Consider the following 22,911-nt stretch of genomic DNA (forward strand, 5'->3'; position numbering starts at 1 on the left):
ATGAAGCAACAGAACTATAAGATCGATTTCGAAATCTACCTCGTGTTCATCGTGGTGATCGGCATTTCGGTGTTCAACGCGGTTTACAGCGCGCTGAACATTTCGAAGAATCAGCAGGCCACCACGAAGATCATGACCGTGGACATCCCTTCGCTGCAGGCGCTGGAGAACATGAACCTGCTCGTAACCCGATCGAAGATGTACACGACGAACTGGGTGTATTTGCAGGGCAACCGAGAGGACAAGGAGCGACTGAAGAGCCTGCAAAACATCGAGTATCCCGATCTCAAGGGCAATATCCTTGCGCTGGCTTCTACCTGGGAAGAGCCGGGAATGGTCGATAGCGTCAATGCCATCTTCAAGAATTTCGAACAGGTTCTCGTTTACCAGCGACAGGTAATGAACCTGCTGGTGAGTTTTGACGACTACGAGGATCCGATGAAGCATTTCGCCGCGGAGGAAGTGGTCGATAATGAGATCTTACCCAGAACAAATGGTATCATCAATTCCCTCAATAAAGTCATCGTTCAGAAACGGGCGCTCGCGGAAGTAGAACACGCCGGCATGATGGCCTCGAGTCGGGCCCTGATGTGGAGCGTACTCGGAATCGCCATCCTGATCGTGATCGTGGTGCTCATGGCGGCCTTCTACATGTCGAACAACATCATCGTTCCGACCATGAAGCTGAGGAACTACGTGTTGCAGATGGGTAAAGGCGAAATACCGGAGGTGAATCTTCGACCAAGGAAGAATGCCGTTGGTCAAATGAGTGAAGCGGTCATAAAGCTCGCGGAAAGCCTGCGGAAGACGACGGGCTTTGCCCACGCCATAGGAGAAGGAAAGTTCGAAGAACAATTCCAGCCGATGAGTGATAAGGACGAGCTGGGCAACGCCCTGGTGCAGATGCGCGATAGCCTGAAGACTGCCGATGAGGACAACCGGCAGCGCCACTGGACCAGTGCCGGTATCGCCCAGGTCAACCGCACCTTGCGGGAGCACAGCGAAGACATCCACCGACTCAGCGATGAGCTCGTTTCTTCGATCGTGGGACACCTGGAGGCGTATCATGGTGCCCTGTACCTCGTGGAACGCGACGACCTCCGCGACGTGAGTTGGATCCAGCTTCAGGGCAGCTATGCCCTGGACGGGCGCGCCAAAGCGAAGCCGCAACTGGAACTGGGAGAGGGCCTGGTAGGACAGTGTATCAAAGACAAGAAGAGTATCTGGCTGAAGGACGCGCCGGTTCATTTCGCGCGGATCCAATCGGGCCTTGGCGACGCGCACGCCTCGCATGTAATCATCGTGCCGTTGAGTTACCACGGGCAGGTGTTCGGTGCTGTGGAAGTGGCGAGCTTCCGGGCGTTTGACCGAAACACGGTCGGCTTCCTGGAGGGAATCGGCGAACTGATCGCCAGTTCGATCGCTTCCGTACAGGCGAACATGCTGACCCGAAAGCTGCTGGAAGAAACCCGTAAGCAGGCCGAGCGGTTGACCGCCCAAGAGGAGGAATTGCGCCAGACTAACGAAGAACTATCGAACCAGTCACGCTTGTTGCAGGCTTCGGAAGAAGAGCTGAAGCAGTCGAACCTGGAGCTGAAGGAAAACGCCCACGCGCTGGAGCATCAGAACGAGATCCTGGAACAGGCGCGCGAAGCCCTGAGTCTAAAAGCGCGCGAGCTGGAGCAGAACAGCAAATACAAGTCCGAGTTCCTGGCCAATATGTCACACGAACTCCGTACGCCGCTCAACAGCGTATTGATCCTGGCGAAACTCTTATCGGAGAACAAGGATACGAACCTGACCGATAAGCAGATCGAATACGCGCGCGTCATTCACAAATCCGGTAGTGACCTGCTCGTCCTGATCAACGACATTCTGGACCTGAGCAAGATCGAAGCCGGTAAGGTGGAGCTGCTGTTGGAAAGTACGGAGCTGCGCATCATTCGCGACGATTTACGTTCGCTCTTCATCGAAGTCGCGAACGAGAAAAAGATCGAGTTCGAGCTGGAGCAGGAAACCAATCTGCCCGAGAAGATCATTACCGATCGCGTGCGCCTGGAGCAAGTGATCAAGAACATGCTATCGAACGCGTTCAAATTCACCCCGCAGGGAGGCAAGGTGTCGCTCCGCATGCGTCGTCCCGACAGGAACGTCCGGTTCACCAATCCCGCGCTGATGAAATCGCGCGAGGTGATCGAATTTTCAGTGACGGATACCGGCATCGGCATTCCGCAGGAGAAGCAGCAATTGATCTTCGAAGCGTTCCAGCAAGTGGATGGTTCCACCAGCCGCCGCTATGGCGGTACGGGATTGGGGTTGTCGATCAGCAAGATGCTGGTCTCCATGCTTGGCGGTGAGATGCGTTTGGTTTCCGAGCAAGGCAAGGGCAGCACCTTCTATGTTTACCTGCCATTCGAATCCATCGTAGTGAAAACGGATACCGATCAGCCGGAAGAGGAAAAGGAGATCATCCGGGAGCTGGAGCGGATCAGCGAGTTACCGGCCAATGAAACATCGGTTGTGGACGACCGTGAATCGGTGCAGCAAGGCGACCGGGTGTTGCTCATTGTCGAGGACGATGTACAGTTCGCGGAGATCCTGGTCGACATGGCTCATGAGCATCAATACAAGGCTGTTGTAGCTACGCAGGGCGACCAGGGCTTGCAATATGCCGAATTGCTGCGGCCGTCGGCGATCATCATGGATATGCAACTCCCGGGAATGGACGGTTGGTCGGTTTTGCGAAAGATCCGAGCCAATGAAAGCCTTGCCGGAATCCCGGTGCATGTCATGTCGGCCATGGACCGCCAAAGTTTGGGAATGGAACTCGGCGCCAACGCCTATTTGCGAAAGCCGCTGGATAAAGTTGACCTGGATAATGCCTTCCGGGAGATCGACGATACCGTTCGGTATAATACGCGCCGTGTTTTGTTGATTGAAGATGAAAGCATACAGCAGGAGATTGTATCGAATCTGCTGGAGGGAAAGGATTTCCGCTCTGAAGTGACCAGCGTGTCGAATACACAGGAAGCCTGGATGGAATTGAAGAAAGCGCAATTCGACTGCATCATTCTCGACCTGGATCTTGGTAATGGACCCGGAGAGGGAATCGACTTTTTGGATGAGCTGAAGGCCGGGGATGAGTTTCGCAATGTGCCCGTGATCGTCTTCACCGGCACGGAGATCGATTCTGCTCAAGAGCAATCGATCCGCAAGCACAGCGCGACCATTGTCATGAAGGACGGCGAAGCCTTCAACCGCCTGCTGAGTGAGACGGAGCAGTTCCTGCACCGGGTGGAAGAAGAGCAAACCGGCGCCGCAACCAAGACCCCGGAGAAGATGAGCGAGTTATTGCGCGGTAAGCGCGTACTGCTCGTAGATGACGATATGCGTAATATCTATGCGATGACCAGCGTGCTGGAAGACCAGGGCATGGTCGTCATCCCGGCCACAAACGGACGGGAGGCGATCACGCTGCTCACGCAGCAACCTGATCTGGATATTGTACTAATGGATATCATGATGCCGGAAATGGATGGCTATGAAGCCATGACGGAGATCCGGAAAGTAGATCGTTGGAAGACGCTGCCGATCATTGCGCTCACGGCCAAGGCCATGGTAGGTGACCGGGAAAAGTGTCTCCAGCACGGAGCAACCGATTACATCTCCAAGCCGGTCAATGTAGAACAGTTGTTATCCCTGCTCCAGGTATGGCTGTACAAGCAATAAGCGAGTCCATCGTCCTTACGGATGAGCGCGTCGACCAGGTTCTTTCGGTTTTGCACAGCAGGACCGGAATGAACTTCATTCACTATGCGCGACCATCTATTGTACGGCGGCTGCGGGTGTTTTTGCAACGGGAGGGTCTTCCCGACTTGTTGGCCTTGCCCTTGTTGCTGGAACATGATCCCGCACTGACTACCCGACTCGTTAATACGCTCACGGTTCACTTCACCGAGCTGTTTCGCGATCCGGAATTCTTCCGGGCCATTCGCGAACAAGTGTTGCCGTTTCTGGCGACCTATCCCAGGATCAACATCTGGCATGCCGGATGTTCCACCGGGGAGGAAGTTTACTCCATGGCCATCATGCTGGATGAGGTTAACCTGCTGCGAAAGGCAAGAATATACGCGACCGATATCAATACCGATGTATTGGAACAGGCGCAAGAAGGCAGCTTCTCCCCTGCCCTGTTCTCACATTATACCCGTAACTACCGTCAGGCTGGTGGACGAGGTCAGTTAACCGACTACTGTGCCCCGGTTAACGGAAGAATCGTGATGAAGGACCAATTGCGGAGGCGCATTTCCTTCCATCAGCACAACCTTGCAGCCGATGCCAGCTTCAACGAGTTTCATCTGATCCTCTGCAGAAATGTGATGATCTACTTTGATCCGCTGTTGCAGGAACGCGCCACCCGTTTGTTTCACGAGTCGCTTGTGAACCTCGGATACTTTGCCATAGGCAATAAAGAGAGCCTGCGTTTTAATCGTATGCGAACATCGTTTGTAACGATCGACGGCAGCCATAAAATCTTCCGAAAAGTCCGATTCCAGAAACTGTAAGTTCAGCGCGGATATTTACCGCCGCCATCTCTACACCATCGTAATTTTCAAACCCAGAAAAGACCATTTTCATTCTTATGCAAGCCACTGTTTCCCCCTCGCGCCCGGATACCGCAACACAGGTTCGTCCTGTCAAATTGCTGATCGTAGATGATCGCCCGGAGAACATCCTCTCCTTAGAAAGCATCCTGGAAGGTCCGGGTCGTGAGATCCTGAAAGCGGAGAGCGGAAACGAGGCGCTGCGAATCGCGCTGAAGGAAGACATTGCCGTTATGCTACTCGACGTGCAAATGCCGGAGATGGATGGATTCGAGGTTGCGCGCCTGTTGAAAGAGAATAGCAAGACCCGCGATATATCCATCATCTTCGTAACTGCCCTGAGTAAGGAGGAGCGTTATACCATGCAGGGCTACGAGGAAGGCGCCGTCGACTATCTGCACAAGCCCCTGGATGTTAATGTCGTAAAGGCAAAAGTTGCTGTATTTGAAAAGCTCTATCGACAGAAGATTGAGTTGCGTGAAAATGCTGAGCGGCTCGAGAGTGTGAATAAGCAGTTGGGCGAGTTCGTCTACATTGTTTCACATGATCTCAAGGCGCCGTTGCGGGGCCTGGCCAGTCTTGCGAGTTTCATGGAAGAAGAGCTTGGTGCCGAACCGAAGGTGGAAGTTGTCGAGCTCTTGAATATGATGAAGAGCCGTACGGCACGCATGCAACAATTGATCGATGGCATTCTGCATTATTCCCGTATGGCCAATAATCGGGGTGATCGGGAGGATGTTGATCTTAATGAGCTGATTAACAGCATTATAGATCTTATTGCTCCGGCATCAAATGTGGTCATCGAGACACCGGACAACCTGCCGGTGATCTTGGCCGAGCGCGTGAAACTTCACGAAGTGCTTCAGAATCTGATCATTAACGGAATCAAGTACAACGATAAAGCCGAGATTCGGATCAAGATTGCATTTGAGGATAATGGCTCACACTATCGGTTTCATGTAACGGATAATGGTGTTGGAATTCGTCCCGAGCATCAGGAAAAAATCTTTGGCATATTCCAGACGCTTCAACCCAAGGACCAGTGTGAAAGTACCGGCATTGGGTTGACAATCGTAAAGAAGATTATTGAACAGCAAGAGGGCGCAGTGACCATTGCTTCAGAAGTAGGAAGCGGCACAACCTTCAGCTTCACCTGGAAAAAGTAGTCTTCAGGATTTTCTAAAGATGTAGATCACGCTGGAGTATAGCTCGGCATTGGATCCGGCGTGGATGTTGGATTTCCAGCCATTCAGGAAGGCAGCGGGCAAGTTGTTTTTGCCATTATTACGATAGCGTTCACTCAGCATACTAACGTAATACGCGTCGTATTTCATTGCAATTGACGCCTCGTGTTTCAATGAAAAGTCATTGAAGAGCCGTTTGATCGTGGCAGGCGTGAAGTGGTACAAATGTCTCGGTACGTCCCAGGCAGCCCATTCTTTATTATACGTATTTCTATCCGTGGAGTTGGGGTTGGGAACCGCTATGATGGCTACTCCCCCATTGTTTAAAATTTCGGCGATTTTTTGAACTCGGACCCGAAGATCGTGTACGTGTTCCAGTACATGCCAAAGGGTAATCACATCATAGGATTCTGTCAGTTTCTCCAAGCCCTCCTCCCCTTCTACATTCAGTTGATGGTTGCGAATAGCTTGCTCCCTTGCGGCGGTGCTGGGCTCTATCCCCTTCGTTTGCATTCCGGAAGCCTTTGCACTGGCAAGGAACTCTCCGGTGCCACAGCCTATGTCTAACAGCTTAATGGTGTCGCGTTTCCCCGAGAATTTATGTACCAACGCTAATTTTTCCTTAATCGCGCGATTTCGTACCCATTGGTAGATATTGTTGACTAGGCCTTTTTTGCTGTTGGAATGACTGATATAGTCTGGGCTCTCGTAGTATGGCCCAATCTCGAGCTTCGTTGGACGAGGATTCGTAAAGAGCAGTCCGCATTCCGCGCACTTGACGATTTGGAATTCTTTTCCGGATACGGTGTAGTCCTTTGCGACTAATTCAGGTAAAAAAGAACCCGATTGGCAGATCGGGCAGGCGTTTAGGGTTTCCATAAAGAATATGTTCCACGTGAAACATCAGCGGCCCAAATGGACCATCAGGACCGAAATATCAGACGGCGATACACCGCTGATTCTGGAGGCCTGCCCCAGTGTGCGCGGACGGATCTTCGAGAGTTTGATTCGGGCCTCCATTGAGAGTGCGCTCAAGGATTCGTAGTCAAACTCGTCGTGTAGATTGATTTCCTCCAAACGCGCGAACTTTTCTACGATTTCCTGCTCTTTTTCAATATAACCCTCATATTTCACCATTATTTCGGCCTGCTCCAGTGCCATTGCCCTAAAATCCTCTTCGATTCCGGCTGCAAAGGAAGTGAGGCTATCAACCGATCCCAAAAGGTCCTGCATCCCCAATTGAGGTCTGGAAAGCAGGTTGAAGAGCTTTTGCTTTTGAGAAATAGCGGAAGTGTTACGCTCTTCCAGCATTGGATTCACTTGATCCGGGAAAGCGGATTCTTGTCTTAAAAAGCCCAAAATCCGATCAGTTTCGAGCATCTTGCGCTCTACCCTGCGCATTCGTTCTTCTTTTGCCAGACCGATGGAATATCCCAACGGGGTTAGTCGGATATCAGCATTATCCTGTCGTAACAAGGTCCTGAATTCGGCCCTGGAAGTAAACATCCGATAAGGCTCATCAGTGCCCTTGGTGACCAGGTCGTCGATCAGCACACCGATATAGGCCTCGGACCGCTTGAGGATGACCGGTTCGAGTCCGTTGATCTTGCGATGTGCGTTGATGCCGGCCATCAGGCCCTGGCAGCCGGCTTCTTCGTAACCGGTTGTTCCGTTGATTTGTCCGGCGAAATAGAGATTCTCAATACCCTTGGTTTCGAGCGTCAGATTCAACTGGGTGGGCGGGAAGTAGTCGTATTCAATAGCGTAGCCCGGACGGAACATTTTGACGTTCTCCAAACCGGGTACCTGGCGAAGCGCTTTGTACTGTACTTCTTCCGGTAATGAGGTCGAAAATCCGTTCAAGTAGATCTCCACGGTGTCCCAACCTTCCGGCTCGATAAACAACTGATGCCGTTCTTTATCGGCGAATCGATTGATCTTGTCTTCGATCGAAGGACAATAACGCGGACCAAGTCCCTGAATTCGTCCGGCGAACATGGGGGATTGATCGAATCCCTCTTTCAGGATATCGTGTACCGCGTCATTGGTATAGGTAATCCAGCAACTAAGTTGACGATCGGGTAATGGTGCGTCCAGGTAAGAAAAGCGCCCGGGAATGGTGTCGCCGGGTTGTTCTTCTGTTTTCGAATAATCGATCGAACGGCCATCGAGTCGGGGAGGGGTGCCGGTTTTCATACGGCCGCTTTGAAAGCCCAGCGAAACCAACTGCTCGGTAATTCCCGTTGCCGCCTTTTCGCCGCTGCGTCCTCCGCCAAAATGCTTTTCACCAATGTGTATCACCCCATTCAGAAAGGTTCCATTGGTTAACACCACCGCTTTGGCGTGAAACTCCTGCCCCATGCCGGTACGAACGCCAACGACCCTGTTGTTATTGATAATCAGGCCATTAACCATGTCTTGCCAGAAATCCACGTTCGGAGTTTGCTCCAGCAAGCGCCGCCATTCAGCAGCGAAAAGCATACGATCGTTCTGTGTTCTCGGACTCCACATGGCAGGCCCCTTCGACCTGTTCAGCATGCGAAACTGAATCATGGAACGATCGGAAACGATGCCGGAATAACCGCCGAGCGCATCTATTTCCCTGACAATCTGACCTTTAGCAATTCCGCCCATGGCCGGGTTGCACGACATCTGGGCAATGGTCTGCAGGTTCATGGTGACCAGCAGAACGCTGGAGCCCATGTTGGCAGCCGCTGCCGCAGCTTCGCAACCGGCATGGCCGGCGCCTACTACTATAACATCATATGTCGGGTGCAGTGACATTCGGGGCCGCAAAGGTAAGTAATAAGAATTCCCCAGTCCACCAGCCACTTAGCGCAACCTTTCGAACTGATCTCATGTTCCACGTGAATCATTGCGCGAAAGAATGAAGGAGTATGTCCTTTGCTACCTTTGCGAACCTAACGCCAGGCTTTGAGTTCTTCTTCGCTTAACAAGGTTACCGTCGGTGGCCTACTGGTTACGCTCGGAATCATTTTCGGCGACATCGGAACGTCGCCGCTGTATGTGCTGAAAGCCATTGTCGGCAAGGAAGCCATCAGCGAAGAGACCGTGCTCGGCGGGATCTCCTGTATCTTCTGGACGCTTACCCTGCAGACCACGATCAAGTATGTGATCCTGACGCTGCGCGCGGACAACAAGGGTGAGGGCGGCATCTTCTCACTCTATACATTGGTGCGTCGCACGAAAGTACCGTGGCTGGTGTTTCCAACAATCATCGGCGGCGCTGCGCTGCTTGCAGACGGAGTCATTACACCTTCCATTTCGGTTTCTTCCGCCATCGAGGGACTTCGCTACTTCGATCCCGCGATCAACACGGTACCGATCGTCATTGCGATCCTCACCGCATTGTTTCTCATCCAACAGTTCGGCACCAAGTTCGTCGGCCGGTTCTTCGGTCCGGTGATGTTCACCTGGTTCCTCATGATCGGCGTGCTTGGGATACTGTCGATCGTGCACGCGCCGCATGTGCTGGCAGCGGTCAATCCGCTATACGCCTATCGGCTGCTGGCCGAACACCCGAATGGATTCTGGTTGCTGGGCGCAGTCTTCCTTTGTACAACCGGTGCAGAAGGCCTGTACTCCGACATGGGTCACTGCGGCCGCAAAAATATCCGGGCGAGCTGGGGCTTCGTAAAAGTGATGTTGTTGCTGAACTACTTCGGGCAGGCTGCCTGGCTGGTAGGGCAGGAGGGAGCCTTCCTCGAGGACCGCAACCCGTTTTATTCGATGATGCCCGACAGCTTCCGCTGGATCGGACTCATCGTGGCCACCGGGGCAACGGTCGTGGCCAGTCAGGCGTTGATCAGCGCATCCTTTACGCTCATCAACGAAGCGATTCGCCTCAACTTCTGGCCGCGCGTACGCATCAAGTACCCGACGGACCTGAAAGGGCAGATCTATATTCCTTCGATCAACTGGATGTTGTATGCCGGTTGTGTGGGGGTCGTCTTATTCTTCCGCGAATCCTCGCACATGGAGGCCGCATATGGTCTGACGATCAACATCGACATGATCATGACCTCGACGCTGTTGGTGTTTTACCTCTCCCTGCGTCGTTATCGTTCGTTCATCATTTTCCTGTTCATCGCGGTCTATGCCACGATCGAATTCTCTTTCCTCATCGCCAACCTCGACAAGTTTATTCACGGCGGCTATGTGAGCATGATCATCAGCCTGGCCATGATCTATGTGATGTGGGCCTGGTACCAGGCGCGGAAGATCCGGAACCGCTTTGTTGAATTCGTCAAGCTCAAAGATTACCTGCCGCTGTTGCGCGACCTCAGCCACGATTTCTCCATCCCCAAATATGCCACGCACCTGGTCTACCTTACCAGCGCGAACTACACGGAGGAGATCGAGGCGAAAGTGGTGTATTCGATCTTGCAGAAACAGCCCAAGCGCGCCGACATCTACTGGTTCGTACACGTGGATGTTATGGATGAGCCGTACATGATGGAATACAAGGTGGTGGAGTTGATCAAAGGCAACATTGTCCGCGTGGACTTCCGCCTGGGCTTCCGCGTGGAACCCAGGATCAACCTGATGTTCCGGAAGGTGGTCGAAGACATGGTGAAGAACTTCGAAGTCGACATTACCTCCCGTTACGAATCATTGGGACGGAAAAACCTGATCGGCGATTTCCGCTTCGTAGTAATGGAAAAGTTCCTGAGCCTCGAGAACGACCTGCCGTTCTACGAAAAGATCATCCTCGACACCTACTTCTTCTTCAAACGCGTCTCGCTCTCCGAAGAACGGGCATTCGGACTCGATACCAGTTCTGTCACCATCGAAAAAGTTCCGATGGTTGTGAATCCGGTCGGAGACATCCCGCTCAAACGGGTTAAATAACATCCTCATGTCACTCAAAGCTAAAAAGGCCAGCGAATCGTTTTCGATCCTGACCGAATTCGTATTGCCCAACGACACCAATACGCTGGGCAACCTCATGGGAGGCCGCCTGCTGCATTGGATGGACATCGCCGCCGCCATCGCCGCGCATCGACATTGCGGCCGCGTGGTCGTGACCGCCTCGGTCAACAACGTATCCTTCAACCAGCCGATCCGACTGGGCGAGATCGTGACCCTGGAATCGAAAGTGTCGCGCGCCTTCAATTCTTCCATGGAAGTCTTCATCGACGTATGGGTGGAGAACAACGCGACCGGAGAGAAGAAGAAGTGCAACGAGGCCATCTATACCTTCGTGGCTGTCGACCAGCTTGGCAACCCGATCCATGTACCCGAATTGATTCCCGAAACGGATGCAGAAAAACGCCGCTACGAAGGAGCCCTTCGTCGCCGACAACTCTCCCTCATCCTCGCCGGCAAAATGAAACCAGCCGACGCCACGGAGCTGAAGGCGCTGTTCCTTTGAGAGAGTTGTTTGCTTCGAGTTTCGGGTTTCAGGTTGTCAATGCCTGACCAGGGTTGAAGGTTGCAGGTTGCAGGTTGAAAAAGAAATTTCATTTAGAACCATAGCGTACATTAAAAGCGGAGCCCCCAAGACCAGAGGATAAACTCGAAACCCGGAACCCGAAACCCGGAACCCGAAACCCGGAACAACTAACCCTCATCCCCTTCGTGAACAAACAAGCCCCTCACGCCGTTTCCTTCGCCACCCTGTTGGTGACGCTGGGGATCATCTATGGCGATATCGGAACCTCGCCGCTGTATGTATTCAAGGCGATCATCGGTAAGAATCCGATCGACCCCGATCTGGTGCTGGGTGGGATCTCTTGTGTCTTCTGGACGCTGACGATCCAGACGACGTTCAAGTATGTGATCCTGACCCTGCGGGCCGATAACAAAGGGGAGGGGGGCATCTTTTCGTTGTATGCCCTGGTGCGGAGGACGAAGACCAAGTGGTTGCTGCTTCCCGCGATCATTGGCGGATCCGCCCTGTTGGCCGACGGGATCATCACGCCGCCGATCTCGGTCGCATCCGCGATCGAGGGTCTGCGGGTTTATAACGACAGCATCCCTACGGTGCCGATCGTGATCGGCATCATTACGGCGCTCTTTCTCATTCAACAGTTCGGAACAAAGTTCGTCGGGCGTTTCTTCGGTCCGGTGATGATGATCTGGTTCCTCATGCTGGGTACGTTGGGCGTTGCCGAGATCACCCAGTTTCCTTCGGTATTCAAAGCACTCAATCCGTACTACGCGATTCACCTGCTCACGCAATATCACCACGGCTTCTGGGTGTTGGGGGCGGTCTTTCTCTGCACAACGGGAGCGGAGGCTTTGTACAGTGATCTCGGTCACTGTGGTCGACAGAACATCCGCATCACCTGGGGTTTTGTAAAGACCATGCTGGTGCTGAATTACCTCGGACAGGGCGCCTGGCTCATGCAACATCAGGGGCAGATGCTGGAAGACGTCAATCCGTTCTATGCCATCATGCCTTCCTGGTGGCTCGTGCCGGGGATCGTCATCGCCACCGCCGCGGCGATCGTGGCATCCCAGGCGCTGATCAGCGGATCGTTCACGCTCATCAACGAAGCAATCCGGCTGAACTTCTGGCCGAAGGTGCGGATCGTATATCCGTCGGATCTTCGCGGACAACTATACGTTCCATCGGTGAACTGGCTTTTACTTGCGGGCTGTATCGGGATCGTATTGCACTTCCGGGAGTCGTCGGGCATGGAAGCCGCCTACGGACTCGCCATCATCATCACCATGCTCAGCACCACGCTGCTGCTCATGTACTACCTGTACCTGCGCAGGGTCTCGTACGCGGTGATCGGCTTGTTGTTGGTGCTGTTCCTCACGGTGGAACTATCCTTCCTCGTGGCAAATCTTGAAAAGTTCCCGCACGGCGGCTGGCTGACGCTGATCATCGCGTCGATGCTGATCGGGGTCATGTGGTCGTGGTATGCCGCGCGGAAGATCCGCAACCGCTTCGTGGAGTTCATCAAGCTCAAGGACTACCTGCCGATGCTGCGCGACCTGAGCCACGATTTTTCTATTCCGAAATATTCCACGCACCTGGTTTATTTGACCAGCGCCAACTTCCCGGAGGAGATCGAATCCAAGGTCGTGTACTCCATTCTTCAGCGACAGCCGAAACGCGCCGATATCTACTGGTTCGTGCACGTCGATGTGTTGGACGAGCCGTTCACGATGGATTATAAAGTCACGGAGCTGATCAAGGGCAACATCTTCCGCGTCGACTTCCGCCTCGGGTTCCGGGTGGAGCCGCGCATCAACCTGATGTTCCGCAACGTGGTCGAAGACATGGTGAAGAACTTCGAAGTCGACATCACCTCGCGCTACGAGTCCCTCAGCCGAAAGAACATGATCGGGGATTTCCGCTTCGTGGTGATGGAGAAATTCCTCTCGTATGAGAATGAGCTATCCGCGTACGAGAAGATCATCATGGACATCTATTTCTTCTTCAAGCGGATCTCCTTGTCCGAACCCCGGGCCTTCGGTCTCGACACCAGTTCGGTGACCGTGGAGAAGGTGCCGATGATCGTGAATCCGATCGGGCGGTTGTCATTGCGGAGGATTACGTAAGCGAACCTTTGGTTTGACAGCGATCGGTTGTGCCGGTTGAAAGTTGAAGGGGAAAAAGAGCAGCAGCCGTATTCGAGACGCCTTGGATAATAAAGTTGAAGGATTCCGGTAGTCGACGCTCACCGGGGATCATAACCTACTTGTGTAGTCCGTGATTTCACGGGTTATTAAAGCCGATCAGAAAAAACAATTAGTGCTTGAAGAATTTTTTACGATAGACCCTGTCTCCGGCCTCCAGCGCCATCAAATACAAGCCCTCGCTCCAATCAGTCAACGAAACCGTTGTTTTTCCCTGTACGGTTTCCTGATAGACCAGTTTCCCCAGCACGGTGTAAACGCGAATTGTAAAAACGCTGCTTAAATCTGAAGCAACATTCAATTCTTCGCCCGCCGGATTCGGAAAGACTGAAAATGGATTTGTATCGAATTCCTCGCGCAGGCCGGTAGGGGCGGAGTAAGTTCCCGTTTTGTACCGGACGGTACCACTGGCGTTGTCCTGCCATACCACCCAGACCCGACTGTTTTTCAGTTTCACGTCCGCATTGGTGACATTGTTCACTGCAACGGTGTCATAAGACGCGGGGAAACCATTGGTAATATCGGGAGTTAGCAGAATAGGAAGTTGAGCATCACCATTCACCGATTGCTTCCATACGATGGCGATGGCTGACCCATCGTTTGCAATGCGCGGATAGTTTTGTTGACTCAGTCCGGGAATGTTTCCGGTGAGTGGTTCAATGCTGCAGAGTGTATTGGAGCCAAGGCAGGTTTTGCTCAAGTAGGCCTGGTAGCTTCCGGTTCCTCCGCTCATGAAGGTGGCATACAGGGTGTCCCCCACGATGACCCCATCCGGCCCGCTGGCCGGACAGGCTGCGATCACCCAATTGTTATCATCTACCGCACAACCGTTTGTAAAAGAAATGGCATTATCCGCTGAAATGCCCGCCCAGCTATCCCGGAGATTGGCGTTGTTGTCGCGATAGAGCATCACACAAGTATTGCCCTCCGAGATGATCTCACCCGGACAACAATCACACACCTCCGCCGAGCCACCCCAACCGCTGGCCTTCGTATCAGTGGTGAACGTGTTACCATAATCCGAGGAACGCAGGACAGCCCAGCGGCTATCCAGAAATGACGAATTGAATTTCATGAATGCAACAATGGGATTGCCGGTCGCATCGGTTGTAACGGCCGGAAAGCGTGAGATGCTGTCGGCGATGAATCCGAGTTCCACCGGGTTGCTGAACGACACGCCGCCGTTGAATGAAGCAAACAAGAAGATACGATTAGAGTCCGCGGATTCGGGAATGCGTTTAACCACAACATACACGGTATCACCATGTGAAGCGATATCGGGACCCATCCAGCTTGCCGTAGCCACCGGCATCCAGGGCGGATTGAGTATCACCGGAGCACTGAACGCGGACCCCGTCCACCGGGAAAAGAAAACGGTCTGATCGTTCATTCTTCCCCAAACCACCAAAGGATTTCCCGCCCCATCGAGGCAAAGTCGCGGGTGCATGTTGCTGCAGGTATCCGGCGCAACATCTCCGGAAGTCGTCCAGGTTAGTTGCGCAGTGGCAGATACGTGAAACAATAAGATGAACCAGGCTAACCAGTATTTCATTGCGCGAACGTGTATAAGATTAAAGGGGGAAGACAAGCATTTGATTTCAAGATAAAGATCGCACATTTCTTTATAAGAATTAGGCAGGGAACGACCACCCCCATTTCAAAAAATTGAAGGAGGTCTATTTTAAATGAAAGTACTTTCCTTGATCGAGAAGACCTTTGTGGAAGCCTCTTTCTACTTAAAACGAATCATGCTTCCCCAACGACGGTCATACAGTCTTGTCACCAGCGCGGTAAGTGGTGAGAAAGTGCCGATGATCGTGAACCCAATCGGGCGGTTGTCGTTGCGGAGGATTCCCTGAGGAGGACCGGGCACGGCCCCGCTTCAACAGGGCTCAGGTGTCGCGCCCGAGGGTGTGCTCCGCGATTGCAAAGAGATTCTGATCCCGCATACACCGGAAATGTCCCTTTGGACACTTGCCGTATCCGATCTTGGAGCAGGGACGGCAAGAGAGGTTCTTGACCTCTTCGATGAAAATCGGTTCGGTGCTTCCCTGTTTTTTGTAAGGATACATACCGAATTCCGGAATGGTGTTTCCCCAGACCGATACGATCCGCTTACCGAAGGCTGCTGCGATGTGCATCAGCCCCGTGTCGTGGGTGATGATGGAGTCGGCATGTTTCACGAGCGCGGCGGAGGCGTTGAGTCCGGTTTTGCCGCAGGCATTGAAGACCGTTTCTCCGACGCGGTGACGAATGAATTCGCCCAGCTCGGCATCTTCCTTTCCGCCCAGTAACACGACCGGACACTTGAGCATGCCGCAAAGCGTTACCAGGTTCCGATCGGGCATTCGTTTGGTCTCGTGTCGTGCACCGATGACGAAGCCGATGTAGCCGTTGCGGTGGGAGGGAGGCAGTATCGAAAGCCCTTCCTGTTCTTCGTCTTCGCTGATGAAGTAGTCGAGCCCCTTACCGTCGTTGCGCACCCCGAAATCTGCGACAGTTTCCAGGTAACGATCGACTATGTGAAGTTTGGGCAGGCGATCCACCTTCAGGTTGACGCGCAACCATTTTTCCACGTTGAGTTTTCGAAACGCGTAGCGCTTCACCCCAAGGGCGGCTGCAACCCGGAGGGTACGCAGGTTGTGGTGCAGGTCGATGATGGCATCGAAACGCTCTGCTTTCAGCTCACGCAAGGGCAGTTGATCACCTGTTCCGGTAAGGTGTAAACGGTCGATGTATGGATTGTGCTGCAATACCGGTTCGAAGGAGCGCTTGGTAAGAAAGTGTACCTCCGCGCCGGGCAATTGCTCCTTGAGGCAACGTATCACCGGGCTCGTGAGCACGATGTCGCCAATGGAAGAAAACCGAAGGAGCAGAAATTTTGACACGCAGCATTCAAAGATACCGATCCGCCGGAATTCGACTTGGAAGAAAGGATGAAGCCGGAATTTCCGTCCTTTGTCATCCCGAATGTTACTGGTCGATACCCACACCCACCTCTACGCCGACGCTTTTAATGCCGACCGTCCGGACCTGATCAAAGCCGCGATGGCAAAGGGCATCGGACGATTTTACCTGCCCAACATCGATGCCGCATCCATCGGTCCTATGCTCGAATTGGAAGCCGCGTACCCCGGTGTCTGCATCCCGATGATGGGCTTGCACCCCTGTCATGTGCAGCAGGACTGGCAGGCGGCGCTGAAAAGGGTAGAAGAGGAGTTGATGCGCCGAAAATGGGTGGCGATCGGGGAGATTGGCATCGACCTGTACTGGGACAAAACCTATTTTGCCGAGCAGCAGCAGGCATTTTTGCAACAAGTGGCCTGGGCGAACGAACGACAGCTACCGGTCGTTATCCACTCCCGGGAGTCCTTCGCGGAAATCATCGAGCTGCTCGACCGACAGCCGAAGGCATCGCCACAAGGGATCTTCCATTGCTTCACCGGAACGATCGAACAAGCGCGACAAGCGATCGACCGCGGTTTTTACCTCGGCATCGGAGGTGTTGTCACCTTCAAGAAATCCGGATTGGATGCGGTGGTGGAACAAATTCCGCTCGAACACCTCGTACTGGAGACCGACGCTCCCTACCTTGCACCGACCCCGCACCGTGGTAAGCGCAACCTGCCCGAGTACGTCTATCTCGTAGCGGAAAAGATCGCGGAGATCAAGGGTGTGACGATTGAAGAGGTGGCCAAAGTGACGACGGAGAATGCCAACAGGATATTCGGGATATGAAATGGGGGTTGAAAGTTTCTAGTTCCGAGTTTCCTGCCTTCGCTGAAGCTTCGGCAGGCAGGCGGGTTTAGGGTTCCGAGTTTGGTATTGCTAATTCCTGATTAGGGTTGAAGGTTGCAGATTGCAGGTTGAAAAAGATATTTCATTTAGAACCACAGATTACAATAGAAAGCGGAAAACCCAAGACCATAAGTTAAACGCGAAACCCGGAACCCGGAACAAAAGAACTCTTCTACCCACTTCCATGTCCCGCAAGACCACCTCATCCCGCAAAAAGATCCTGCTCATCTATACCGGAGGAACAATCGGTATGATGAAAGACCACCATACCGGAGCACTGCGGCCCGTTGATTTCAGCGCGATCGTTGAACAAGTGCCCGAACTGCGTCAGTTGAATTGCAGCTTCGGGTTTCATGCTTTCGGCTTGCCCATCGATTCTTCGAATGTCCAGCCGGAATTCTGGGGTACCCTTGCGCGGGTGATTGAACGCGAGTACGCGCGCTACGACGGCTTCGTCATTCTTCACGGCACCGACACGATGGCGTATACTGCATCCGCGCTGAGTTATATGTTGCAGAATCTGGACAAGCCCGTGTTGTTAACCGGCTCGCAGTTGCCGTTAGGCGCCATTCGTACCGATGCACGCAGGAACCTCATCACCAGCGTGGAGATCATCGCCGGCGATGTACTCGTACCGGAGGTGTGCATCTGCTTCAGCAATCAACTCTACCGCGGCAACCGTGCGGAGAAATATACATCCTCGAAATTCGACGCGTTCCACTCGCTCAACTATCCGGTATTAGCGGAAGCGGGCACACACATCGTCTTCGACAAACCGGAGATCCGGAAGAAACCCACCGGAAAATTTCGGGTGAAATATGGTTTCAATACCGAAGTGGCGTTGCTCAAGATCTATCCCGGCATCCACACTGAAGCCATGCGAGCCATTCTTTCTACACCCGGTTTGCGCGCGGCGATCATCGAAACCTACGGCAGCGGTAATGCGCCGACGGATCCCGGATTCCTGCGCGTCCTGAAGGAAGCGATCGACCGCGGCATCACCCTCATCAACATCTCTCAATGTTCAGGAGGATCGGTTGAGCAGGGAAAATACGAAACCAGCCTGCACCTGCAGGAGATCGGCGTAGTCAGCGGCATGGACATGACCACCGAAGCCGCGATTACCAAAGCCATGTTCCTGCTCGGACAAGGCTACAAAGGAGATCGGTTTGAGCGGGCAATGGTAAAAAGCCTGGCCGGGGAGGTTGGGGTTTTCTAGTTTCTAGTTTCTAGTTTCTAGTTTCGGGTTTCCTGTTTCCTGTTTCCTGTTTCCTGTTTCCTGTTTCCTGTTTCCTGTTAATACCACCATTTCAGCGAGCGGGGCCTTACTATTTACCATTCACCACTATTCGCTATTCGCTATTCACTGTTCACTGTTTACTGTTTACTGTTTACTGTTTACTGTTCACTAATCACTCCCTCTCGACCACTGTAAGATTTCCCCCACTTTTCATCAAGCGATACCGCCGGTTTTGCGTACACGAACGCTGACCAATCGTGTATCCACGTGAAAACCATTGCCCGAATCCTCGGATTTATCTGCTTATTCTTTCTGGTAAAAGGCGTCGCCGCGCAAACCCTGCGTACCGAGACTGGTACGCCCTGGACAGGTGCCCGCGGCGTTACGCTCAGTGTGCAGGAGCTCATGGATCTCCAGGCGCAATCGGCGGAGACCAACGGCCCGCGTATTCCGCGTGAACACGAGATAGAACTTGACCGGCGCAATAATCCGAATTCGCCCTTGACGGATCGTTGGCCCGTCGGCGCTCAGGAACGCGACGGCGCCCCGGGCGGAGGTAATCAGACCTACGCCACGCAAACCATCGGCACCAGTTTCCTGGCGGCGAACAGCAGCGTGTCGGCGTTTGTTCCGCCGGATTGCAATGGCGATGTCGGCCCTACACAGATCCTCACCGTCGCCAATGGTCGCGTACGCGTATACAGCAAAGCAGGCGTATTGGGCGGACTGAATGTCACCACCGACGTGTTCTTTAATTCCGTTCGCAACAGCAGCTCGGTGAGTGATCCGCACGTTCGTTACGACCGTCTCACCCAGCGCTGGTTTGTGGTGGCCATCAACGTGGCTTCTACGAACAACCGTGTGCTGATCGCCGTGAGCAGTGGCCCGACGATCACGAACACCAGTTCGTTCACCTTCTTCTATTTTCAATTCAACCTCGTATCGCCGGCCGGTGATGCCGGGAAGTTCCTTGACTACCCGACCCTGGGTGTAGACGCCTCGGCGCTTTACATCGGTGGCGTGCGATTCAACCCGAACGTATTTGACGGCTGTCCTGTCTTTGTGGTCAGAAAAAGCTCCGTGCTGGGTGCCGGACCGATTGTCGCCACGGCATTCCGCACGGCAGGAGGGACGAGCACCGGTATCTACGTTCCACAGGGTGTACACAACGATGATCCGGCCGCCACAGAAGGTTACTTTATCGGCACCGACGCCGGTGTCTATGGCGCGATCAACGTAATCCGGATCGGTACACCCGGCGGTACGCCGACCTTGACAGCCTTACCCGCGATCACGATTCCACTGAACAGCGCGCCGCAACTGCAGGTGCACCAGGGCGCGGCGGCCAACCGTCGCCTCGACGCGCTCGACGATCGACTCTTCGCCGCGCACATCATGCAGAATAAACTGACCGGCGCGAGTTCCCTTTGGACCTGTCATACTTCCCGGGCGAACAGTTCCGGTGTTTCTTCGGGAACTCAGAACCGCAACGTGACACGCTGGTATCAACTGACCAACCTCACCACCACGCCCGCGCTGGCGCAGTCGGGCACGCTCTACGACAACGCCGCGACCAACCCGCGCGGCTTCTGGAACGGAAGCATCGCGATGACCGGTCAGGGCCATGCGGTACTGGGATGCACTTCCGCCGGAGCGGCAGCGCGCGCGGATGTCGCGGTTGCGGGGCGGTATTCTTCCGACGCCTCCGGAACATTACAGACCTTTAACCTCGCCACGAACAGTTCTACGACTTACGTTGCACAGGCGACCGACGGACAGCGTTGGGGCGATTACTCGCAGACCGTTGTCGATCCGAACGATAACATGACCGCCTGGACGTTTCAGGAATACTGTGACGCGGCCAACTCGTGGGGCTTGCGCGTGGTTCAACTCAAGGCGCCGGCTCCTCCGCCGACCGCCAGCCTGAATGCGCTCCCGACTATCGGCAACCTGGCTTCCGTCACGGTCAACGTGATCGCGAACAGCACCCCGAACAATACCGCTTTCTTCGATCCGGGCGCCGATGCCGGTGGTCCGGGTTGGGCGAACCACATCACGGCTACCGCGACCGGCGGCATCGCTGTGAATGGGGCGACCTTTATCAGCCCGACGCAAGTCAACCTCGATCTGAATACGACCGGTGTTTCTGCCGGAACCTATACGATCACCATCATCAACCCCGACGGACAAACCACCACGATCCCGATCACCATCTCCAGCACCCTGCCGATCGAACTCATTTCGTTCTCGGCACGTGCGACGGAAAATTTTTGCGAACTCGACTGGGTGACCGCTTCGGAAACGAACAACGACTACTTCACCATCGAGCGGAGCGTTACCGGAGAGGAATTCGAAGCCGTAGCGAAGGTCAAAGGCGCGGGTACGACCACAACGCTGGAGAACTACGAGTACCGCGACATGCAGCCGCACGAAGGACTCTCGTATTATCGACTGCGTCAAACCGACTACGACGGCACCTCCACGGTGTCCGACATCATCCCGGTCGACCTCAAGCGCAGCAAGTTCGAGCTCACCGGCATTTCACCGGATTGGAACCGGCAATTGGTACACGTCTATTTCTCCGACAAGAACGACCAGACACTTGATTACGTCATCGTGGATCAGCTTGGCAAGACCGTACTCAACGGCCGCATCCAATCCAACCGCGGCTCCAACGCGCTCCGCATCGACGCCTCCTCGCTTGCAAAGGGAATGTACTACTTCAACATCGGGACGGGGGAGAAGGTGTTGAGTGGGAAGTTTTATTATTGAGTGAGGAGTGAATAGTGAACAGTAAACAGTAAACAGTGAACAGTGAATCCTGCCCGCCGTAGCTTTAGCGTAGGCGGGAGCGAATAGTGAACAGCGAATAGCGAATAGCGAATAGTGTGGTGATGGGATGTGCTTGCTTGATTGCTCGATGAATCACTGTTCTTCTTCTGCGGGTTGTTGTGTTACCTTGTGCGATGAAGAAGGGGGTCTGGTTGTTATTCCAATTGCCAACAACCCGAGCAAACTCAATCGTGCCCCCTTAAGCAGGTCATCGAAGTAGTTAAGATATAGAATCGATTCGTGCCAATTTTGAAAAATAGAATCAAGGAGGATGTGGGTGTTAATGTGAGAGTGGTGAAAAGGGCATGCGTATGAAAAATTCGGAGATGGAATTAAAATAATTATTTTGAATTTACCTGATGAAATAAATTTCTGTGCTTTTCAAGATATTCATGATTATGAATGCTTAAGTTTTTAATCACCTCCTTCCCCCAAACCCCCACCTTATTAAAGGCCTGTAATTCTATTTTATCAGTTAAAATAATTTTTCCATTGTTGGAAAAGCTAATCAAGTGACGATCAAATAATGCATCGAAAGTTGGTGATAATAAAATGCCGTTGTGTACATCTAAGCGCTCATTTTCTGTGGAATCTTTCCAAGGAACAATGTGTGACGCGATCAAAACATCCAACTTATTAAACCCTGTTACGGCGCACTTGTATTCCCAACGGTGAATAATCCGCTTTCGATAAGCCCCTTGTCCAACCCTTGATGTGATTAACCCCTTTCGTTCAGTTTCATTGGGCAATTTGAAACTATATTCTACGGGTGGCTCTCCAGCTACATTAAGTGAATCAAACAACCCTGGAAGCGCAGGAAGGAACACTCCTAATCGCTTAAAGAAGAAAGTTATTCCAATTCGTTGTTTACCAGCGGTGTCATGTGTTTCAAAATACCCCGTGTCAAAAACCTCTACCTCACAAATAAATCGAACTATCCCTTTGGATTCTATTTCGAACAAAAAAACGCGTTTACCATTTTGTATATGATCACGTAGTGCTAGGTTTCCTTTAGTGAATTGCATATCGCCAGCTTGCCCTTCGCCAGTGTATGAATACACGTCCGGATTGTCCCATCCATCTTTATAACCGTGTTGGCGTCCAGATTTTCCTGAGAAGATAAAGATGTACGGATAATTCGCAGATGGACAGATACCACTTTGCCAATTACCACCATATTTGGCATGTATATCCGTCCGCCGATTATACAGTTGTTTCGGTATAAATGGCAGGGGATTCATAGGTACCTTTACTAAACAGGCCGTTGAGATTGATAAAGTTATAAGCTTCAGGTAGAAACGCCAAAGACATATTAATGCAGTTAGCCTAGCAGTATTTAATTGGATTTTTTAATCCGATTTCACGATGATTACCATTCAATTGTTAGGTAAAATTGTAAAACACAAAAGGGATAAGACCTTAATCGGCCTTATCCCTTTCGTTCAGCGGAGACGGTGAGATTCGAACTCACGATACCCTTTTGGGGTATACACACTTTCCAGGCGTGCTCCTTCAACCACTCGGACACGTCTCCGGGATGCGAAAAAACCCGTTTTTATGGGTTTTTGGCGGTTGAGGGATACGAAGGTACGAAACCCGGGGCTTTAAGTCAATCTTTGGCCTGCTTCGAATTCTA

The 22,911-nt window shown here is 52.9% G+C and carries 14 protein-coding genes and 1 tRNA gene; 9 read left to right on the top strand and 6 right to left on the bottom strand.

What is annotated here, in order from left to right:
• The 3 genes from IPJ96_01625 to IPJ96_01635 all read left to right on the top strand — a co-directional run bounded on the left by IPJ96_01625 (position 1) and on the right by IPJ96_01635 (position 5,770).
• Positions 1–3,729, top strand: a complete 3,729-nt coding sequence (locus IPJ96_01625; protein MBK7909047.1) for a response regulator — start codon at positions 1–3, stop codon at positions 3,727–3,729.
• Positions 3,711–4,565 (top strand): protein-glutamate O-methyltransferase CheR, encoded by an 855-nt coding sequence (locus tag IPJ96_01630; GenBank protein ID MBK7909048.1) that lies wholly within the window; start codon positions 3,711–3,713, stop codon positions 4,563–4,565. Before IPJ96_01625 ends, IPJ96_01630 begins: the two co-directional genes overlap by 19 nt.
• A 77-nt stretch (positions 4,566–4,642) precedes the next feature.
• A complete protein-coding gene (locus tag IPJ96_01635; GenBank protein MBK7909049.1) occupies positions 4,643–5,770 on the top strand; it encodes a response regulator in 1,128 nt (375 codons plus the stop codon).
• Between the two features lie 3 nt (positions 5,771–5,773).
• Here the strand turns inward: IPJ96_01635 and IPJ96_01640 are convergent, their stop codons facing one another.
• Positions 5,774–6,667: a class I SAM-dependent methyltransferase gene (locus tag IPJ96_01640; GenBank protein ID MBK7909050.1), complete on the bottom strand. Its 894-nt coding sequence runs from the start codon at positions 6,665–6,667 to the stop codon at positions 5,774–5,776.
• Positions 6,668–6,691: 24 nt separating this feature from the next.
• On the bottom strand, positions 6,692–8,572 hold the full coding sequence (gene mnmG, locus IPJ96_01645; protein MBK7909051.1) for a tRNA uridine-5-carboxymethylaminomethyl(34) synthesis enzyme MnmG: 1,881 nt from the start codon (positions 8,570–8,572) through the stop codon (positions 6,692–6,694).
• Between the two features lie 150 nt (positions 8,573–8,722).
• Here mnmG and IPJ96_01650 point away from each other — a divergent pair, with 150 nt between their 5' ends.
• The 3 genes from IPJ96_01650 to IPJ96_01660 all read left to right on the top strand — a co-directional run bounded on the left by IPJ96_01650 (position 8,723) and on the right by IPJ96_01660 (position 13,327).
• A complete protein-coding gene (locus IPJ96_01650; GenBank protein ID MBK7909052.1) occupies positions 8,723–10,660 on the top strand; it encodes a KUP/HAK/KT family potassium transporter in 1,938 nt (645 codons plus the stop codon).
• Between the two features lie 7 nt (positions 10,661–10,667).
• On the top strand, positions 10,668–11,183 hold the full coding sequence (locus tag IPJ96_01655) for an acyl-CoA thioesterase (protein MBK7909053.1): 516 nt from the start codon (positions 10,668–10,670) through the stop codon (positions 11,181–11,183).
• A gap of 248 nt (positions 11,184–11,431) precedes the next feature.
• A complete protein-coding gene (locus IPJ96_01660; GenBank protein ID MBK7909054.1) occupies positions 11,432–13,327 on the top strand; it encodes a KUP/HAK/KT family potassium transporter in 1,896 nt (631 codons plus the stop codon).
• Between the two features lie 190 nt (positions 13,328–13,517).
• Here IPJ96_01660 and IPJ96_01665 read toward each other — a convergent pair whose 3' ends face one another.
• Both IPJ96_01665 and IPJ96_01670 read right to left on the bottom strand, forming a co-directional pair.
• Positions 13,518–14,957 (bottom strand): T9SS type A sorting domain-containing protein, encoded by a 1,440-nt coding sequence (locus IPJ96_01665; GenBank protein MBK7909055.1) that lies wholly within the window; start codon positions 14,955–14,957, stop codon positions 13,518–13,520.
• Between the two features lie 340 nt (positions 14,958–15,297).
• The gene (locus IPJ96_01670; GenBank protein ID MBK7909056.1) at positions 15,298–16,293 is read right to left on the bottom strand and encodes a glycosyltransferase family 9 protein; all 996 of its coding nucleotides are present in this window, start codon (positions 16,291–16,293) and stop codon (positions 15,298–15,300) included.
• Between the two features lie 82 nt (positions 16,294–16,375).
• Here IPJ96_01670 and IPJ96_01675 point away from each other — a divergent pair, with 82 nt between their 5' ends.
• The 3 genes from IPJ96_01675 (at position 16,376) to IPJ96_01685 (ending at position 21,215) form a co-directional block, all read left to right on the top strand.
• Complete coding sequence (locus IPJ96_01675; protein ID MBK7909057.1) at positions 16,376–17,143, top strand: TatD family hydrolase; 768 nt, start codon at positions 16,376–16,378, stop codon at positions 17,141–17,143.
• Between the two features lie 244 nt (positions 17,144–17,387).
• A complete protein-coding gene (locus IPJ96_01680) occupies positions 17,388–18,422 on the top strand; it encodes a type I asparaginase (protein MBK7909058.1) in 1,035 nt (344 codons plus the stop codon).
• 288 nt (positions 18,423–18,710) lie between these two features.
• Positions 18,711–21,215 (top strand): T9SS type A sorting domain-containing protein, encoded by a 2,505-nt coding sequence (locus IPJ96_01685; protein ID MBK7909059.1) that lies wholly within the window; start codon positions 18,711–18,713, stop codon positions 21,213–21,215.
• Positions 21,216–21,616: 401 nt separating this feature from the next.
• On the opposite strand, the gene IPJ96_01690 is transcribed toward IPJ96_01685, so the two are convergent.
• Positions 21,617–22,516, bottom strand: a complete 900-nt coding sequence (locus IPJ96_01690; GenBank protein MBK7909060.1) for an HNH endonuclease — start codon at positions 22,514–22,516, stop codon at positions 21,617–21,619.
• Between the two features lie 205 nt (positions 22,517–22,721).
• Positions 22,722–22,809 (bottom strand) — tRNA-Ser (locus IPJ96_01695).
• Positions 22,810–22,911: the final 102 nt, after the last annotated feature.

The organism is Bacteroidota bacterium, from assembly GCA_016713765.1.
In the GTDB taxonomy this organism is placed as follows: domain Bacteria; phylum Bacteroidota; class Bacteroidia; order AKYH767-A; family 2013-40CM-41-45; genus Pollutiaquabacter; species Pollutiaquabacter aromativorans.